Annotated in this window: 8 protein-coding genes; 4 read left to right on the top strand and 4 right to left on the bottom strand. The window is 73.9% G+C overall.

The annotated features are described in order from the left end of the window. Positions 1 to 46 precede the first annotated feature (46 nt). Complete coding sequence (locus ACFZAX_RS23315; protein ID WP_390963904.1) at positions 47 to 1,585, bottom strand: sporulation protein; 1,539 nt, start codon at positions 1,583 to 1,585, stop codon at positions 47 to 49. 1,128 nt (positions 1,586 to 2,713) lie between these two features. Between ACFZAX_RS23315 and ACFZAX_RS23310 the strand changes: the two genes are divergently transcribed. Continuing rightward, positions 2,714 to 4,843: an asparagine synthase-related protein gene (locus ACFZAX_RS23310; RefSeq protein ID WP_390963902.1), complete on the top strand. Its 2,130-nt coding sequence runs from the start codon at positions 2,714 to 2,716 to the stop codon at positions 4,841 to 4,843. Between the two features lie 257 nt (positions 4,844 to 5,100). Here the strand turns inward: ACFZAX_RS23310 and ACFZAX_RS23305 are convergent, their stop codons facing one another. Together ACFZAX_RS23305 and ACFZAX_RS23300 are read right to left on the bottom strand one after the other, a co-directional pair. After that, entirely contained in the window at positions 5,101 to 7,308 is a 2,208-nt protein-coding gene (locus ACFZAX_RS23305) for a sigma-70 family RNA polymerase sigma factor (protein WP_390963901.1), read from the bottom strand. A gap of 283 nt (positions 7,309 to 7,591) precedes the next feature. Next, a complete protein-coding gene (locus ACFZAX_RS23300; RefSeq protein WP_390963900.1) occupies positions 7,592 to 8,344 on the bottom strand; it encodes a TetR family transcriptional regulator in 753 nt (250 codons plus the stop codon). A 570-nt stretch (positions 8,345 to 8,914) separates the two neighbouring features. Between ACFZAX_RS23300 and ACFZAX_RS23295 the strand changes: the two genes are divergently transcribed. Beyond that, positions 8,915 to 10,363: an FAD-dependent oxidoreductase gene (locus tag ACFZAX_RS23295; RefSeq protein WP_390963899.1), complete on the top strand. Its 1,449-nt coding sequence runs from the start codon at positions 8,915 to 8,917 to the stop codon at positions 10,361 to 10,363. A 580-nt stretch (positions 10,364 to 10,943) separates the two neighbouring features. Continuing rightward, complete coding sequence (locus ACFZAX_RS23290; protein ID WP_390963898.1) at positions 10,944 to 12,833, top strand: SpoIIE family protein phosphatase; 1,890 nt, start codon at positions 10,944 to 10,946, stop codon at positions 12,831 to 12,833. Between the two features lie 19 nt (positions 12,834 to 12,852). On the opposite strand, the gene ACFZAX_RS23285 is transcribed toward ACFZAX_RS23290, so the two are convergent. Then, positions 12,853 to 14,151, bottom strand: coding sequence for an MFS transporter (locus ACFZAX_RS23285; protein WP_390964086.1), 1,299 nt, complete (start codon positions 14,149 to 14,151; stop codon positions 12,853 to 12,855). 155 nt (positions 14,152 to 14,306) lie between these two features. On the opposite strand from ACFZAX_RS23285, the gene ACFZAX_RS23280 reads away from it, so the two are divergent. Further along, on the top strand, positions 14,307 to 14,861 hold the full coding sequence (locus ACFZAX_RS23280) for a MarR family transcriptional regulator (RefSeq protein ID WP_390963896.1): 555 nt from the start codon (positions 14,307 to 14,309) through the stop codon (positions 14,859 to 14,861). Positions 14,862 to 15,280 lie beyond the last annotated feature (419 nt).

The following is a 15,280-nucleotide window of genomic DNA, read 5'->3' as shown; positions in this document are numbered from 1 at the left end:
CGCGGATTTCGGCGGGCGGGCTCGCGACGGGGCCCGCACCGGGCCGTCAGGCGGGGGCCACCAGCAGCGGCCGGGCCCGCTCGCGCAGCTCGGCGACGCGCGGCTCGTCCCCGTACGGTTCGAGGCGGTGCAGCAGATCGCGCACGTATTCGGTCGTCCGGGCGGAGGAGATCCGCCCCGCGACCTCCACCGCACGGGTCCCGGCGGCACAGGCGGCGTCGAGGTTGCCCGACTCCAGCTCGGCGACGGCCGAGACGACGAGCCGCAGCCCGTGCGAGCGGACGAACTCCTCGGTGGGTTTCGACAGCGCCAGCTCCGTGAACCTGCGCACCTGGCGGGGCGCCTTGAGGTCGCGGTAGCACTCGGCCGCGTCGGCGGCGAACCGGTCGTACGAGTAGAAGCCGAGCCACGAGGGATCGGCGTCCCCCGGCCGCGACCGCTCCAGCCAGCTCTCCGCCCCCCGCAGCGCCGCCCCGGCCGCCGGGGCGTCCCCCGCCTTCGCGTGGGCGCGCGCCTCGACCAGCCGGAAGAAGCTCATCGTCCGGGCCGTCGCCAGACCCCGGTTGCGCTCGACCGCCGCCTGCGCGAGATCGACCCCCTCGTCGGCGAAGCCCCGGTACGTCGCCTGGAGCGACATCGACGCCAGGACGTACCCGCCGAGCGGGACGTCGGCCGCGGCCCGGGCGAGCCGAAGCGCCTGGATGTAGTACCGCTGGGCGGCCTCCTGCTGGCCGGTGTCGAAGGCCATCCACCCGGCCAGCCGGGTCAGTTCGGCGGAGGCGCCGAACAGCGCACGGCCCACCTCGTCGCTGTACGAACCGAGCAGCAGCGGAGCCGCGTCCACCCGTAAGCACTCCGGGACCATCGACGAACGCCAGTCCCCGCCACCGTACTTGGAGTCCCAGCGGCGCGCGTCCTGGGCCGCCTCGCGCAGTTTGGCGACATCGCTGTGGCCGACCCGCAGCGGCGAGGCGTCCGCCACGGACTCGGGCCCCGGCTGCACCGGGACCGCCCCGTGCCCACCGGGCAGCAACGGACCGCCCGGCGCCGGAGCCGCCGCGGGGCGGGCCGCTGCCGGGCCGCCGAGGAGCGCGGTCCGCGCCGCCGTGGAGTCCCGGGCGACCGACGGGTCGGCGGGGGTTATGAGCCAGCGCGACGCGGGTGTCGCATAGGCGCTCACCGAGAAGGACCCCGCCAGCGACTGCCAGATGCCGTTGCCGCCGCGGCGGCCGGCGAGGTCCAGGCGGTAGAGCTCCGTCGCGGAGCGCACCGCCTCGCCCACGTCGCGGGGGAAGGCGAGACCGACCTCGGGCGCCGGGTCGGCGTCGGCGAGACCGATCTCGTGCAGCGGGACCGGCCGGCCCAGCTTGGCCCCGATCGCGGCCGCGATGAGATGCGGCGCCGCGCCCTGCGGCACCATGCCCTTGGCGACCCATCGGGCCACCGAGGTCTTGTCGTAGCGAAGTGTCAGACCGCGCTGTGCTCCGAGGTCGTTGACCCGCCGGGCGAGCCCGGCGTTGCTGATTCCCGCGAGGGCGAGAACCGTGCCGAGCTTCTCGTTCGGCCCGCGTTGCTCCCTGGACATGCGCCACCCCTCGACACACAGACAGCCGCCGCGTCACCGGGGGCGGCGCGCGGCATTCGTACCGGGATCTCCTCGCGGTGGACTCCCGTGAGGCCCGGCGCACACGCATGTGGCCGAACCCCGAGGAATATGCCGCCGTGCTGGGACCATCGGTAAACCCAGCGTAGTTCTCCGCATCCCTACCGTTAAGGGGCATGGGTTCGGATGGCGGGATTGTGGCCCGCGCCGGGTGTCGTCCGGGGGCTGCCCGGATGGCCGGAGGGGGCGGGGGAGGGGGCCGGATGTGCCCCGGCCGTGTGGCCGTGCGCCCGGCCGTGCGCTCTCGCCGGGCCGGTGTCGAAGCGCTTCCATGGACCTTGCGTGGGTCGGCCCGCCGCACTGGACTCGGCGGGCTGGGGGACACTGCCGCCCCATTCCCCGCGGGCGGCGGACCGGCCCGGGAGGTGCGCGCCATCTCCCGGGCCGAGCGCCGGACAGGGCCCTCGGGGGCCGTCCGGCGGGCGCGGGGGACGCGCGAATCCTCCGGGGCGTGCGCCGGGTACGCGCGCCGGAGCGGTGCGCGGAGCGGCGGTACGGGGGTGCGGGTACGGGGCGCTACCGACACCCGGCCGACGCCGGACCGGCTAAGAATGGCCGATTCTCGACGGTCGTTGATCCGTTGGAATCCACCGCGAGAGCGCTCCTCCGGTGGCTTGAATGTGACTGAGGGTGCAGAGGCGGGACCGCCCCGGTGACCCGGCGGAGGGTACCGGCGGGGCTCGGGCGAGGGGCGCGGGGCGGCGGGCGCGGAGCGGCGGGCGCGGAGCGGTCCGGGGTGGTGCGGTGGCGAGGGGCGCGCCGTCGGGGGCGGCGGTCGCACGTCCCGGTTCCGGTGGTCGCGTCGCCGGGCCACGGTGGTTGTGCCGGTGGGCTCGATGGTCGTGCCGCCAGGTTCCCAACAAGCGGAAGGTGTTGTTCCGTTGGGCGGGACGGCCTCGTCCGAGGCTTCCGGCTCATGCCAGGGGCGCATGCTCTTCCGGCGTGCGCCGCGCGTACCCCCTCCCGGCCGTCGCAGTCGTGGCAGCATGTCCCGCAGCGGCGCTCCAGCGGACCATGTGCGCCGTCAGTCCACAGCCTGTGGAGGCGGCGATGCGTTGGTTGGTGGGGTGGAGCAGCGTCGCCGCGAGCTTCGGCACGGTGGGCGGGGTCGGCGCGGGAGGCGAGGGGCGCACGGTCCATCCGGTGGGCTCCCAACTCCTGTGGGGAGACCCCGACCCGCTCTGGGCGGTCGGCGACTGGCGCCCCGACGAGATCCGTCTCATCGACGCCGCGACCACGGTCGGCGCACCCACCACCCGGCTCGCGGTACTCGGCTGCTGCGGGGCGACCGACGAGCAGTTGCGCGTCGGACTCCTCTCAGCGCGCGGCGGCGCCCTGCGCCATCTCACCGCCTGGCCCGGCAGTTACACGGTCGTCGTGCAGACAGGACGGCGCATCACCGTCGCCGGGGATCTCGCCGGCGCCCGGCCCGTCTTCCACACCCCCTGGGCAGGCGGCACCGCGTACGCCACCGCCGCACTGCCGCTCGCCGACCTCATCGAGGCCCAGCTCGACATCGGCCACCTGGCCGCCCTGCTGGCCTGCCCCGAGACCCCGGAGGCCCTCGGCGACGGCACCCCGTACGCCGGTGTGAAGCGCATCCCGCCCGGCCACGCGCTCATCCTCCGCGAGGGCTCCCGCGAGATCACCGGGTACGAACCTGTCGCCTCCCTCGCCGTCGCCGCCCCGCAGGCCGATCCCGTCCACGCGGTGGAAGGCGTACGGGACGCCCTCGTCGAAGCCGTACGAGCCCGGCTCACTGCCCCCCGCCATGCCCCGGAGGCCGGGCCGCAGGACCCCGGACCCGTACCCGGCATGGGGCCCGCCGACCGCCGGGCCGCCCGCGGCCGGGGTCCGGTCCCGGGCATCGGGGCCGACCTCTCCGGCGGCAGCGCCTCCGCGACCCTCGCCCTCCTCGCCGCCGGACTGCCCGGCCTCCCCGGTACGGTCCTCGGCCACGGCACCGGCGCGGGGGAGCGGCTCCTCGCCGTCACCTTCAACGACCTCACCACCCGTGGCGACGAGGACGAACTCGCCCGCGCCCGCGCCATCGCCGCCAACCCGCGCCTGCACCACGTGGTGGTCCCCGCGGGCGAGGAAGCCCTCCCCTACGCGGACCTCTCGGTGGAGAACGCGGTGATCACCGACGAACCGTCGCCCTCGCTCGTCGTCGCCGAACGCCACCGCCGCCGGCTCGCCGCAGGCAGCGCGGACCACCTGGTCGGGTACGGCGCCCGGCAGGTGCTCGACGCGCACCCGGCCCGCCTGGCCGACCTCCTCATGGACCGTCGCCGCCGCGACCTGCTGAGACCCGTCGCGGCGCTCACCCGGGCCGAAGGTGCTTCCGGGCACTCGCTGTTCGTGCCGCTCGCGGTCTACCGGGCCGCCCGCCGGCTGGCCCGCACCTCCTACCGCACCGGCCTGGAGACGGCGGCCGGGCTGCTGCCCGAGGCGAACCGGCACCCCGCCGGCCCCGGTCGCGGCAGCACCCCCGCCGACGCCTCACTGGCCGCCCTCACCTGGTCCCGGCCCGGACCCGCCGCACGCTGGCTCACCGGGGAGGCGCTCGCCCAGGTGGCGGTCCGGCTCCAGGAGGCGGCGATCCGCCCCGCCACCGCACAGCGCCCGGGCGAGGCCCGAGCGGGCGCCGCCCTTGCCCGGGCCGCCGCCGGCCACCGCATCCTGGAGCAGGCCGCCGACATCCGCAGCCAGCGGCTGCACGCGCCCTTCCTCGACAACCAGGTGGTCAGGGCGGCACGTGCGCTGCCGGAGTCACTCCGGGTCCAGCCGGGCGCGCGCGCCGCGATTCTGCGCCGGGTCCTGTCGGGCGCGGGCATCCATGAACTGCCCGCCGGCTGGGGCGCTCCGTCGCTGGTGCGGTCGACGGAGGCGAACCGCACCGGACTCCGCCTGGCACTGCCCGAGTTGATGGACCTGTTCGAGGCTCCGCTGCTCGCCGACGCCGGACTGATCGAGGCCCGCGTGGTCCGCAAGGCGCTGCGCGCGGCCGCCGACGGAGAACCGCTGCCCCTCGACGGGCTCGCGGACCTCGCCTCCACGGAACTCTGGCTCCGCCGCCTGATGGGGCGCCGGGGTACCTGCTGGACCGGTACGGCGGCGCGCAGCCGTGCCGTCGCGGGAGGTGTCCTGCCGGCCGCGCGCCGTTCCCTCCAGGCGTGAGGGCCGCCGCCGCCGCTCGAAGGACCGCTCGTGCGGCGGCCCCCGTACGCGGCCTCCGTGCGGCGGCCCCCTGTGGCGACCCCGTGTGGCGGCCCCGTGGGCGGCCTCCGTGCGGCTGCCCTCGTGTGCGGCCCCCGTGTGCGGCCCCCCGTGTGCGGCCCCCGTGTGGGGGTCCTCGTGCGGTGCCGTGGGAGCGGGTGTCCGGAGGACATGTCCCGTGAGCGGTGCGCCACCCGGTGCCCCGAAAGCGGGTCGAGTCACCCGCAGGTGAAACGTGAGTCGGCCCAGTCGGCCATCGTCACCCCGCCGAACGGCCACGCGGCCTCGACGACCAGGCGCACCGCCGTCAGCCCGTGCAGCGGCACGCTCACCGGTACGGCGGGGGAACCCGCCCGTACGGTCCCGGAGGTCCACAGCACCGCGCCCGCGCCGTCCCCCTCGCCGCCTTCACCACTGAGGACGGAGAAGCGCACCGCGCCCAGGCCGAGGGCCCGGTCGTCGATCCCGGCCATCGCTTCGTAGCGGGTGCAGCGCCCGTCCAGCAGGACGACCACCGACGAATGGCCGCCCACCGTCACACCGTGCGTGTACGGGGTGGAGGCGATCGACAGGTTCCGGCGCTGCCAGATCGGGCTGCTCCCGCGCAGCTTCACCGTGGGCCCGGACCCGTCCCCCAGGAGGTCGTAGCGCAGCTCGCTGAACCGGTGGACCTCGGGCGCGGGCGCCTTCGGCGCGGGTACCTCGGTGGGAGAGGGGACGGGCTCCGGGACAGGGGGATCCTCGACGGGCGGGGTGGGCGACGGCGCACGAGGAGCGGGTGCGGCCGGGGCGGAGGGTTTCGGGGAGGGCCTCGGGGCGGGCGGGGACGGCGAGGGAGTCGGCGCGACCGTCGGGGAGGGCTCCGGCACCGCCGGGTGCGGGGGTGCGGGGGGCGGTGGCGTCGGGGCGGGCGGCTCGGGCGAGGGGGCGACGGACGGAATGGAGGCCACCGCCACCGGAGGCTTGGCCACCGGCTCCGGCTGCTCGTCACCGGCCAGGGCCCACACCAGTCCCGCCGCCGCCGCGATGGCCACCGTGGCCGCGACGCCCACCTTGACCGGCGCGCCGAGCCCCTCCGCGACAGCGCCTCCGGCCGCCGAACCACCACCGGCACCGCCCGCAGCTGTACCGCCCGCCGAGGCCGCGCCGGTGGCAGCTCCCGAGGCCGCGCCGGTGGCGGTCGCGCCGGTCCCGGTCGCGGCGGCTGCCGCCCCGGCCCCGGCGAGGCCCAGCGTGCCGCCCGCCACGACTCCTGCGGCCTTGAGCGAGTACGCGGCGGCGAACCAGCCGATGACGGCGATCGGCAGGAGCGCGGGAATCCCCGCGTTGACCTGTTGCAACTCACCTGCGGCCACCCGGCATTTGGCGCACTCGTCCAGGTGCTTGCGGAGTCCGCGCTCCGCCCGCATCCGCAGGCCGCCCCGCGCGTACGCGCCGAGCCGGTCGGCGTACCGCGCGCAGTCACCGCCCGCCACCAGGGCCTGGCTGACGTGCGCCTGGAGGTATGCCTGCTTCAGCCCCTCCCGGGCCCTGCCCGCGAGCACCGCCGTGGCGTTGGCGGACAATCCGAAGAGCGGGGCGATCTCGCTCGGCGACTCCTCCTCCACGGTTGTGTGCCAGAGCACGGCCTGCCAGCGCTCCGGCAGACTGCGGAACGCCTGCAGGGCCATGGACTGCTCGGCCTCGTGCATCGCCCGGACGTCCGCGCCCGGGTCGAGGGTGTCGTCGTCGGACAGCTCGGAGGCACGCGCCGCCCCGGCGGCGAACACCGCGAAGTCGTCGACCAGATGTTCGCGCTTCGCGCTCTTCGTCCAGGCGGCGGCGACATGCCGGACCGCGGTCATCAGATAGGCGCGGACTGCTTCTTCGGGCCCCTTTCCGCCACGAACCGCCTGCAGGGTCCGGGTGAACACCTCGGCCGTCAGGTCCTCCGCGGTGTGCGCGTCGCGACAGCAGGTACGCGCGTAGCGTCGGACGGCGCCGGAGTGGCGCCGGAACAACTCCTCGTACGCCCGGTCGTCACCGGACCGCATACCCCTGATGAGCTCGGCGTCCGACACGGTGAGCCCGGTCGTGGCCCCTCGCGCCGTACGCTGCGGAGGCACGGACCAGGGACCCGGCAGCACGGTGCCGCAACCGCCCCCCGCCGGAGCCTCCCCATCGTCTCCTGGTGCTCCCGGTACTCCCGGTGCTCCCGGTACTCCCGGTACTCCGGAAACGGTTGCCGAACGTGCGCCGGGCGCACCGGTTTCCGGCGAACCCGTCCCCGGCCGACTCGCGCCCGGCGAACCGCTGCCGGGCAGCCTCTCCGTGCCACCCTGCGGGGGAACCTGGGCCCGGCGTGGTGGCGGGACCGTCCCTTCCACGGCGGAGCCCTCGGTCGAGACGCCGTCGAGCGGCTCTTCCCGCGTGCCGTCACCGCTCATCGCGGAAGCCCCCGTACCTGCCGTGAACCCGATTCCGGGCAACACTGCCACACGGCCCTTGCGCTCCGCGCTGGTTCAGCCCCACCTTCCACTCGTCCGGGGTGTCCGACCGAATGGGAGCGCGAGAGGTCATCCGAACGGGACGGTTCCGCCCCCGGCCGGCCGGAGCCTCCGAGGGCCGTCACCCGGGCCGTTCAACCCGCCGGCTCACCGGCTCACCGGCTCACCGGCTCACCGGCTCACCGGCCGGCTTACGCCCCTCCCGCTCCCCTCACCTCCGCCTTCACGCAGGCCGCGAACGCAGTCCTTCCAGCAGGATGTCGAGCAGCCGTGCCGAGGCGGCGGCCTGCTGGGCCGGGTCCGGCAGGGAGGGCGCGGAGGTGGCGATCACCAACAGCACGTCGGCCACCGTCACATCGGGGCGCAACTCGCCGGAATCCCGGGCACGCTCCAGGAGTCGGCCGACGACGTCGAGCAACTCGCCGGTTCCCGCATTCTCTTCGGCCACCGACGCGTCCGTGCGCTGTGGCACCGGGCGAAGCTCCGTCAAAGCGGCGACCTGCCGCTGCTGCGGCACCCGCGTCCCGTCCCCGCCGTCCCCGGCGGCGCGGAGGACCTCTTCGGCCTTCGAGGAGGCGTCGACCCGCAGCACCTGCGGCGGCAGCAACCTGCCTGCTCCGGACGCCACCGACGTCCGGAGGAAGCGGGAGAGCGCGGACCAGGCCTCGTCCTCCTGGCCGAGCGCGGCTCGTGCCTGCTCCGTCAGCCGAGCCGTCTCGGCTTCGGCTATTCGCCGTACCAGGACGTCCTTGCTGGGGAACCGGCGGTAGACGGTGCCCACCCCGACCCGCGCGCGGCGGGCCACGTCCTCCATCGGGGCGCCGTACCCCAGTTCACCGAAGACCTCCCGCGCCGCGCGCAGGACGTGCTCCAGGTTCCGCTGCGCGTCCACGCGGAGCGGCGCCGAACGAGTCGGCGTCCCGAGGGCGGAACCCGTCACGGAACCCGCTGCCGGTCCGGTGACCGCACCGGTCACCGGACCTCCTGCCGAACCAGTCGCCGAACCGGCGGCCGGACTGGTCACAGAGGCGGTCACCGAACCGAGCGACGCGACGACTCCGCCGGTCGCACCCGGGCCGGAGCCCGCTCCACCGGTCGGGCGGGACGACTCGACGACGGCGAGTCCTCCCGGTGTGCTGAGCCGTGCCACGGCCTCGGTCGAGGCCGGGACGGCAACCTGCCCATGCGAATCCTGAATGTGCATGACTTCCCCCGGTTATGACGTCTCCCCCCGGAGACTTCCCCACCATGTGGACCGGAGAAGAGGAGTGACGAACTTCCCCATCCCCACCCCGATCGGCTACGAACATAGTTGAGCGGGGGGCAATTCAGAAGGGGCAGTTCCGCACGGAGCGCCCCTCGATCGGAGCAAGGACCCGATCGTTCCTGTTTCAGCCCTTGCGCGCGCCCCCTCCTTCCCTGCCTGACCTGCGGGGCTACGCCGTCCTACCTGACGGGTAGTGAGCCCGCGCGCCGGAGCTTGGTGGTCACACAATTTGCGGGGCCTGTGGACAAACCCGCGACTCCGGTGCGTCATGGGGTGGTGATGGCTCCAGATTCCCGGGGAACGGCCCCCGGCAGCAGGCCAGGTGTGCGCATTCTCGTCGTCGGTGGAGGCTACGTCGGGATGTATACGGCGCTGCGCCTCCAGAGGAAGCTGAAGCGCGGGCTGAGAAGCGGCGAGGTCGAGATCCTGGTCGTCACGCCCGACCCCTATATGACGTACCAGCCGTTCCTCCCCGAAGCGGCCGCCGGGTCCATCTCGCCCCGGCACGTCGTCGTCCCGCTCCGCCGCGTCCTGGGCCTGTGCCGCATCGTCATCGGTGAGGTGCACCGCATCGACCACGCCGCGCGGACCGCCACCGTGAGCACCCTCGCCACGGGCAAGCACGGCGACGGCGCGGTCGAGATGCCGTACGACGAGCTGGTCCTCGCCCCCGGCTCCGTGGCGCGGACGCTCCCGGTCCCCGGACTCGCCGAGTCCGGCATCGGGTTCAGGACGGTGGAGGAGGCCATCGGGCTGCGCAACCACGTTCTCGAGCAGATGGACATCGCCTCGGCCACCCGCGATCCGGCCCTCCGCGACGCGGCTCTCACCTTCGTCTTCGTCGGCGGGGGGTACGCCGGCGTGGAGGCACTCGCCGAACTCGAGGACATGACCCGCTACGCCGCGCGGTACTACCACAACATCCGTCCCGACGACCTGAGATGGATCCTCGTCGAGGCGACCGGACGCATTCTCCCGGAGGTCGGCGAGGCCATGAGCGCCTACGCCGTGCGGGAGTTGCGCGGACGGAATGTCGACGTACGTCTCGACACCCGTCTGGAGTCCTGCGAGGACCGCGTGGCCGTACTGAGCGACGGCTCCCGATTCCCCACCCGCACGCTCGTCTGGACGGCCGGGGTGAAACCGGCGCCGCTCATCGCCACCACCGGGTTTCCGGTCACCGAACGGGGCAGGCTGCGCTGCACCGCCGACCTCAGGATCGCCGGTACCCGGCACGCCTGGGCCGCGGGCGACGCGGCGGCCGTCCCCGATCTCACGGTGCCGGACCCGGGTGCCCTGGCCGCGCCCAACGCCCAGCACGCCGTCCGCCAGGCGAAGGTTCTGGCGGGCAACGTCGTAGCGGCTCTCGAGGGGCGCCCGCTCACCGACTACCGGCACGCGTACGCCGGATCGGTGGCCTCCCTCGGCCTGCACCAGGGAGTCGCCCACGTCTTCGGGCGGAGAATCAAGGGCTACCCCGCCTGGTTCGTGCATCGGGCCTACCACCTCAGCCGGGTGCCGACCTTCAACCGGAAGGCGCGCGTCCTTGCCGAATGGATCCTGTCCGGGCTCTTCGCCCGCGAGATCGTCTCCCTCGGGTCGCTGGAGCATCCCCGCGCGGAGTTCGAGCTGGCGGCCGGGGGCGCGGGCCCCCACCGCACCCCGCCTCCCCGGCGGCCCGCCGGTACCGGCGACGAACCCCACGAACCCCACGAGCCGCCGGGCTGACCGCCCGACCCCACGTGTGGGTCCCACGCCGTCCCTCTTTCCGGGGAGGCATGAGATCACGTCGTACCGATGCCGGACCAGCGCCTACCGCGTCGGTACGAGCACGAGCCCGCCACCCTGTCCGGCCCCGGAACGCCCGAGGCAGGCGCACGCGTCACCCCGTCCGGAAGCACCGGGCGGGCGGACGTGCCGCGGACCCGTACCGACGGCCGAATGACGACTGTCAGTACGCTCCGTCACACTGGACGTGTGACCATAGGTACGTCCACATCTGCACAGAGTGACCCGGTCGACCGCGATCAGAGGTGAACGCCGGCCCCAACCCGGCGGGCACCTGTGCGGCCACCGGTGACCCGCGACGTCGCATCGACAGCACGACAAGGCCCTGCCGTGATTTCCCCCGGGCCGCGCCCCCGCCCCTGACCCCGGCCGAGGACGCCGAACCGGATGCGGCGGACGCGTGAGCACCGGCACACCGCCGCAGGGCCGACGACGTGGCGGACGCGGAGCACGGACGCAGCAGATGCAGCAGAAGCAGCCAGCCCGAGCGGACCAGACCGACATACGAGGCCAGAGATACGTGAACTTCACGCGCTGGAGCGCCCGTTTTCCCGGAACGCAGCGTCGCGCCGCGGCCCGGGCCGACCGCGGTTCCGTCCCCGCCGCCCGGGCCGAGTACGCGCGGTCGGAGTGCGCCGCCGCGCCGGGGGACGCCGCCGTCCTGCAGACCCCCGACGAATCGTCGCCCACCGGCCCGCCGCCGCCTCCCGGCACCACGCCCGTCGGCTCACCGTCCGGCACCACGCCCGTCGGCTCACCGTCCGGCACCACGCCCGTCGGCTCACCGTCCGGCACCACGTCCGGCAGCTCACCGTCCGGCACCACGTCCGGCAGCTCACCGTCCGGCACCACGCCCGTCGGCGTGTCCGCCGGTGCGTCCGACACCGTGCCGATCCTCGACGACCTGCCCGCCCGCGAGATCCTCGGCCGGCTCCCCGCGCCCGTGGCGCTGTTCCAGGGGCCCGACCACCAGGTGGCGTACGTCAACGCCGCTTACGAGGCGGCCTTCGGCCCCCGCTCCTGCGGAGCGCCCGCGGCCGAGGCCATGCCCGAGCTGGCCGAACTCAGCGTGCTGCCGCTGATGGACCAGGTCCTGCGCAGCGGCACCCCGCGTACGGTCAAGTCGCGCCGGACCCTCGGCGGCGGCTCGTACACCGTGACCTGCACCCCCGTCGCCCCCTGGGACACCGACGGCGCCGATTCCCCGGACGGCGGACCGCGCGGCGGGGTGCTGGTGCACGCCGCCGACGTCACCGATCACGCGGAGGCGGCCGAACGCCTCCGCACCAGTGAACGACGCCACCGCGAGATGGCCGTCACCCTCCAGCGGTCGCTGCTCCCGCAGGAGCTGGAGCAGCCGGACGACCTCAGGATCGCCGCCACCTACCAGCCCGGCGGCACGGACGCGGCGGTCGGCGGCGACTGGTACGACGTCATCACCCTCGGTGCCGGCCGTACCGCCCTCGTCATCGGCGACGTGATGGGCCGAGGGGTCCGTGCCGCCGCCGTCATGGGCCAGCTGCGTACGGCCGTGCGCGCGTACGCCCGCCTCGACCTGCCCCCGCACGAGGTGCTCCAGCTGCTCGACGGTCTGGCCGCCGAGATCGACGCCACCCAGATCGCCACCTGCGTCTACGCGGTCCACGACCCCAACGAGGGCCACCTCGTGTTCGCCTCCGCCGGACACCTGCCGATCCTCGTGTCCGACGAGGACGGGACCGTGCGCGTGGCCGAGGAGCCGACCGGTCCCCCGCTCGGTACGGGCGGCTGGATCCACACCTCCGGCACGATCGCGCTGCCGCCCGGTTCGACCGCCGTCCTCTACACGGACGGCCTGGTGGAGCGCCGCAGCGAGGACATCGACGAGGGGGTGGCCGCACTCGGCCGGGCGCTGTCCGGCGCGAAGGGGTCCCCCCAGGTCGTCTGCGACCGGCTGATCCGCTCCCTCGGAGTGACCGCCGAGCACGACGACGACGTCGCGGTCCTGGTGGTCCAGCACCCCGCCCGCAAGGGAGCGGACGCGGAGCTGTTCCACAACGCCTCGCTCGATCTGCTCGGGGGCGTGGAGGCGGCGCCGCGCGCCCGCGCCTTCGCCACCGGGGTGCTGACCTCCTGGCGCTTCCCGGACGAGCTGCGCGACCGCGGGGTGCTCGCCGCGAGCGAGCTGGTCGCCAACTCGCTCCAACACGGCACCCCGCCGACGCGCCTGGGACTGCGGCGCACCGACCGGAGGCTGATCATCGAGGTGACGGACGGGGACGACCACCTGCCGCGCCGCCGGAGAGCGGAGCCCGGGGACGAGTCGGGCCGTGGCATCGCGATCGTCGCGGCGGTCGCCTCGTCCTGGGGGAGCCGCCGCACTCCCGACGGGGGCAAGGCCGTCTGGTGCGAGTTCGCGCTGCCCCGGTGACGGGCGCGGACCCGTTACCTCAGTGGGCCGTTGCCGGTACGGGGACGGCGCTCTCCGGCACGGACACCGCGACCACCCGAGAGTGCACGGCGAGCGAGGGCTGGTCCTGCACAGGGGTGAGCCGTCGGCCCAGCCGCATCGCCAGCACCGTGATCCCCAGCGACACCACGACGAACGTCACGATGTACGGGGCGTGCAGCGAGGCTCCCATCGGACCGCCGACGGCGGGTCCGACCGCCAGCGCGAGCTGCTTGCACAGGGCGAACGCCGAGTTGTACTGCCCGACCATCGACTCCGGCGCCAGGTCGGCCACCAGCGGGGCCACGGTCGGCGACAGCATCGACTCGCCGAGCCCGAAGAGCGCGTACGTGGAGATCATCGCGGCCGTCGCCATCGTCTGGCTGCCGTGCCCGAGGCCCGCGTAACCGGCCACGACCCAGGCGAAGGCCCAGATCAGGCCGACTCCGGCGATCACCCGGCTGCGCTTGCGCCGCTCCACCAGCCGCAGCACGACGAACTGCGCGACGACGATGGCGGCGGTGTTCGCGGCCAGCGCCAGCCCCAGCGCGGACGGCTCGATTCCGGCCGCCTCGGTGCCGTACGCCGCGAGCCCCGACTCGAACTGGCCGTAGCAGGCGAAGAACACCACGAAGCCCAGGACGCAGAGCTGGACCATGGCCCGGTGCGACACCAGAGCCCGCAGCCCACCCGGTCCGGCCGCGGCAGTGCGGACCCCGTCGACGGAAGGGGACACGGCGGGGACGTGCGGCAGCCGCACGGTGCTCACGACGGCGCCGAGCACCAGGAACATCACGGCCTCCACGACGAACAGCAGGGTGAACGTCCCCGGCCGGTCCGTGTCGACGATCTGCCCGCCGACCAGCCCGCCGATGCCCATGCCCAGGTTCTGCAGGAAGAACTGCATGGCGAAGGCGCGGGTACGGGTCGTGCTGGTGGAGGAGCGGACGAGCAGCGTGGCCAGCGCCGGCTGCATGACGGCGGCCCCGGCCCCGAGCACGGCGGCCGACGCCACCGCCGCCGTCACCCCGCCCGCGAACCCCAGCGACGCGACGCCGGCCGACGCCACGACCGAGGCACCCATGAGCACCGGCAGCGGACCGCGCCGGTCGATGACCCGCCCGGTGAACGGCAGGACGACCAGCGCTGCCATCGCGAAGACCGCCAGCACGACTCCAGCCGTACCGGCGCCGAGACCCCGTACCTGCGCCACGTAGACGTACAGATACGGAACGGTGAACCCCGTGCCGAACGCGCTCAGCGCGCTTCCCAGCTGGATCCGCCGCAGCGCTGCGCCCATCTCCCTGGTCACACTCACCTACCTCATGATCACGGGGCAACACGGTGCGCCCTCGAACTACACAGACCCGAAGACTTTAACACTAAAGTTAGAACTTCAACAATGAACCTCGAAGGACTTCGAAGGGTGTGGACTTGCGTGCGATACTGCCCGCCATGTCCGAAACCCCCGAGCCGGATCCCGACGAGCCGAGCCTCGACGAGCAGATCGCCGCTTACCAGCGCGAGTTCAGCGACCTGGATCCGCAGGTCGAGCAGGTTGTCTCGGCCCTGGGCCGGCTCAACCGCCGTATGAACGTCGCGTACGGCAGACAGCTCGCGGCCCTGGGCATCAGCAACGCCGAGTGGGAGGTCCTCAAGACCCTCGTGCTCGTCGGCAGCCCCTACCGCCTCGGCCCCGGCGAACTCGCCAAGCGCCTCGGACTCACCCCCGCCGCCATGACGCACCGCATCGACCGCATGGCGGCCGAGGGCCTCGTCACCCGCGACCGGGACGAGAACAACCGGGTACGCGTCATCGTGGAGGTCACCGACGAGGGCCGTGCGAAGTGGCTGGAGGCGATGCGCATGGCGACCGTCTTCGAGGAGGACGTCCTCCAGGACCTCTCCGGCGGCGAACGCGGAGTCCTCAGCGATCTCCTGATCAGGCTGCTGCGCCGGGTGGAGGAAGCCCAGCCGGACGCGGACGGCCGGCTCACCGACCTCTCCTGACTCCCCCGAGAGTGCCCCGGGCGGTGCAGTCGCCGAGCTCGCTCGGCCTCGCGGGCCAGGGTTGACACGGCACCCCCCGATCCGTAAAGTTCTCCGAGTTGTCAGGGAGCCGGAAGGTTCCGGGACAGCCGATCCCGCCGCGGACAGCGGCAACCAAACCCTGTACGAACTTCCACTCGGGATAATTTCGGCGTGCCGGAATTCATTTCGAAGGCCCGATTATGAGCCGCCGGGAAGAACCGCTAGGGTTTGGGACGTCGGAAGGGCCCGCAACGGCCCGGAGGACAGGCCCGCTGACTGGGAATCAGGCCCGAAAGGATCTGATAGAGTCGGACTCGCCGGAAAGGGAAACGCGAAAGCGAAGAACTGGAAAGCGAAAATTGCTTGACCCGCTTCGACCGGGAATCGGACAGATAAGA

It is taken from the genome of Streptomyces sp. NPDC008125 (genome assembly GCF_042957125.1).
GTDB lineage: Bacteria > Actinomycetota > Actinomycetes > Streptomycetales > Streptomycetaceae > Streptomyces.
This window is presented reverse-complemented; position numbering and strand designations above follow the sequence as displayed.

Excerpts from the sequence above, each read along its gene's own strand:
- ACFZAX_RS23315 (WP_390963904.1), bottom strand. The coding sequence starts at position 1,585 with ATGTCCAGGGAGCAACGCGGGCCGAACGAGAAGCTCGGCACGGTTCTC.
- ACFZAX_RS23310 (WP_390963902.1), top strand. The coding sequence starts at position 2,714 with ATGCGTTGGTTGGTGGGGTGGAGCAGCGTCGCCGCGAGCTTCGGCACG.
- ACFZAX_RS23305 (WP_390963901.1), bottom strand. The coding sequence starts at position 7,308 with ATGAGCGGTGACGGCACGCGGGAAGAGCCGCTCGACGGCGTCTCGACC.
- ACFZAX_RS23295 (WP_390963899.1), top strand. The coding sequence starts at position 8,915 with ATGGCTCCAGATTCCCGGGGAACGGCCCCCGGCAGCAGGCCAGGTGTG.
- ACFZAX_RS23285 (WP_390964086.1), bottom strand. The coding sequence starts at position 14,151 with ATGGGCGCAGCGCTGCGGCGGATCCAGCTGGGAAGCGCGCTGAGCGCG.
- ACFZAX_RS23280 (WP_390963896.1), top strand. The coding sequence starts at position 14,307 with ATGTCCGAAACCCCCGAGCCGGATCCCGACGAGCCGAGCCTCGACGAG.